This is a genomic window from Paenibacillus sp. 3LSP, assembly GCF_032465655.1.
GTDB classification, from domain to species: Bacteria; Bacillota; Bacilli; order Paenibacillales; family Paenibacillaceae; genus Fontibacillus; species Fontibacillus barengoltzii.
In genome coordinates, this window is sequence record NZ_JAWDJI010000259.1 from 1 (window position 1) to 2586 (window position 2586).

The window sequence follows — 2586 nt, forward strand, 5'->3', positions numbered from 1 at the left end:
GAGTGGCGCAGTTAGAATAATGATAAGCAAAATTTTACATGGAAATCAGGACTGCCTCTTCATTGGGGAGGGGGAAAGACCATCTGCCGCAAGCTTCCGTCTCCACTAAAACATGGGAAACTCCCACCTTTTCACTTCTTAAGTCGCCATTGCTTTAGCATCTTGCATTGATCTTATGCACTTTCGAAATTCAGGGTTATAATTATCCTTCCAGGTTGCAATGCAGATAATAATAAAACTTACCATTCGTCAATTCCATCGTCTTTCTTTTCTGACGTTGAGGGAAAGTATTACATCACGGCAATTGGTACCACTGATGAACAAAATCTTGAATTTCAAGAAGTGTTTGACCAAAACATAAGGATTCTTAGTGGTTATTATCAAACCGGAAATCCAGATGAAAAGGAACTACAAATGTTAAACATTGATGATGTACCAAAGTACATTGTTTTTGATACAGAAAAAGAATTATATCGAACAGACAATTTAAATGAACTTAATCAATTTCTTTCGAATCAAAGAACAAAATAATAATCAAATTTAAAAGAACGAAAAGGATACTCAAGAATTAAAATTAAAAATGAATAAAGACGATAAAGGACGAATTGTGTAAGTATATCAAAGAAGTCGGAGGTATCGGATAACAAAGTATTCACGCATCGGGCCATTCTGACCCTCGGTCCGGCAGGAGTTAGAAGAGGATTCGAGTGAGGCATTTCAGTAGCAGGGAAGCGGAATCAGCCGGACACACCCGCACCACCTAACCGCATCGCGGCCGGTCCTAACGGACCTTAAGGTGGTGGGGCGTCGTGAACACGCAGACGTTATACGAAAGACTTTTGAATAAATATAAGTATGGGAGAAGTCGATGAAGTTTACTAAATTAATCGAAGATTTAGAAATTATTATTGAATATAAAATCAAAGATGCTATAGGGAGAACAATTAGTGAATTAAATAGAAGGAATATGCTAACAGCAGCATTTGCAAGTGATGATATTATTACTTCTGGATTCATAGAACTAAACAATCAGATTATTAGTAATATTGAGGAATTTAGTAAGTTAAAACTGCTTAAAAAGGGAGAAATCATAGTACTAAAGAAGCAAATAAATATAATAATTGAAAATCAAAGTATATTGTTATTTGGTGAAGCGACGAAACTTACAAGCCATGAACCCAATTACTTGAAATTAGAACATTTTAAAAAAGAATCAAAGAGGATTATGAATCTGCAGATTGAACGTTTACTAAGAGAGAAAAAGCAAAAAACAATTAGTTTTTGGTGGGATCTTTCGAAGATAGCACTTACAGCTATCGTTGCTGGATTTATTGGAGGATATATAAAAGACATTTTTTTTAAGTAAATTCAATGATGAAAAGTCCTTCGTATAACATTGTATCTACGCTTCGTCGCTTTCGCTCCTTGGTCTGCCCGAGGGATTTCGGAGAAGCGGATTCAGGCAGACAACCCTGCAAGGTTAAGTGGCGGAGCCACCCAGTCGCTACGCTCCTTTAAGCCTTTCGGGTTCGTAGATACAGAAACGTTATACGACAGGGTCTGAAGTGCAAAAGAAAAAGGCCCGGAGGGCCCTTAATTCATTTGAATATGTAGTTCATTAAAAAGATATAGTGCATCTTTAAATCCTTGCAAATATATTTTACTTTCCAAAATAGTTTGCAATGAAGTTAGAGCGTCTTCATAAAGAAATAGGGTATGTTGAAGGTTATCGGGAAGCGACTCTCGAATGATTTTTAGATACTGCTCACATTCCGAAGAAAATTGTTCAAGTTCTGAGTTTGAGTATAACGGTTCTAAACGATGGCGAATTAAAGGCTCAGCTAAAACTTCTAAAGATTCAATCAATGACTTCCCTCCTTTTATTAACTCTATAAGGTTATTATATATCCCTATGGGGTTAATTGTAAAGAAAAAAATAAGCTCTATAAGGTGAAATGATGACTTCTAATTGATAAAAATAACTTTGAGATATAATATATTGATCATGGGAGGGAGTCTGCTTGATAAGGTGCAATATTAGAGTTCTTATGGCTGAACACCGAATTGATGATATAACAGAATTAATGAACAGATCTGGACTGAGTAGAAATTCGATTAACAAACTGTATAAAGAAATAAATATTGAAACGACCAAATTAGAAACATTATTAAAGCTATGTGATACATTTGAGTGCAAATTATCAGATTTGATTGAATACACGCCTGATAAATAATAACAGTAAACGATGTGGGGATACTCATAGAAGGACCCCGTCGTATAACAATGCATCTACGCTGCGGGTCATTCGCCCCTTGGTTGTCAGATGTGTAAGCAAGGAAGAATATTCAGACAACACACGACCCGGCCTAAGATAATAGCTATCTAAGGCCGGGTCGTGTCGTAGATGCGGAACCGTTATCTGCCATCGTCTAGTCGAAGAAGTGGGAAAGAATGAAAAGCTGAATAACACGAAGCAGATCAAAGGTATCTAGTTGACTACGAGAAGAGGGCTAAAGAAGTAAGCAGTAGCTAGTTTCCCCTGAAAAAGTCAGGGTGTTTTGAGCATAATTAAAAGGAATTCAGCA

General features: G+C 36.6%; 3 protein-coding genes. 2 read left to right on the forward strand and 1 reads right to left on the reverse strand.

Annotated features, from left to right (window positions below):
• Positions 1–868 precede the first annotated feature (868 nt).
• Positions 869–1366: a hypothetical protein gene (locus RW092_RS22395; protein WP_028538617.1), complete on the forward strand. Its 498-nt coding sequence runs from the start codon at positions 869–871 to the stop codon at positions 1364–1366.
• A 227-nt stretch (positions 1367–1593) separates the two neighbouring features.
• Here RW092_RS22395 and RW092_RS22400 read toward each other — a convergent pair whose 3' ends face one another.
• Positions 1594–1866: a hypothetical protein gene (locus RW092_RS22400; RefSeq protein WP_028538619.1), complete on the reverse strand. Its 273-nt coding sequence runs from the start codon at positions 1864–1866 to the stop codon at positions 1594–1596.
• 155 nt (positions 1867–2021) lie between these two features.
• Here RW092_RS22400 and RW092_RS22405 point away from each other — a divergent pair, with 155 nt between their 5' ends.
• Positions 2022–2234 (forward strand): helix-turn-helix domain-containing protein, encoded by a 213-nt coding sequence (locus RW092_RS22405; RefSeq protein WP_036699887.1) that lies wholly within the window; start codon positions 2022–2024, stop codon positions 2232–2234.
• Positions 2235–2586 lie beyond the last annotated feature (352 nt).

Bases quoted from the DNA above. Each gene is read 5' to 3' on its own strand.
- RW092_RS22395 (WP_028538617.1), top strand. From the start codon at position 869: ATGAAGTTTACTAAATTAATCGAAGATTTAGAAATTATTATTGAATAT.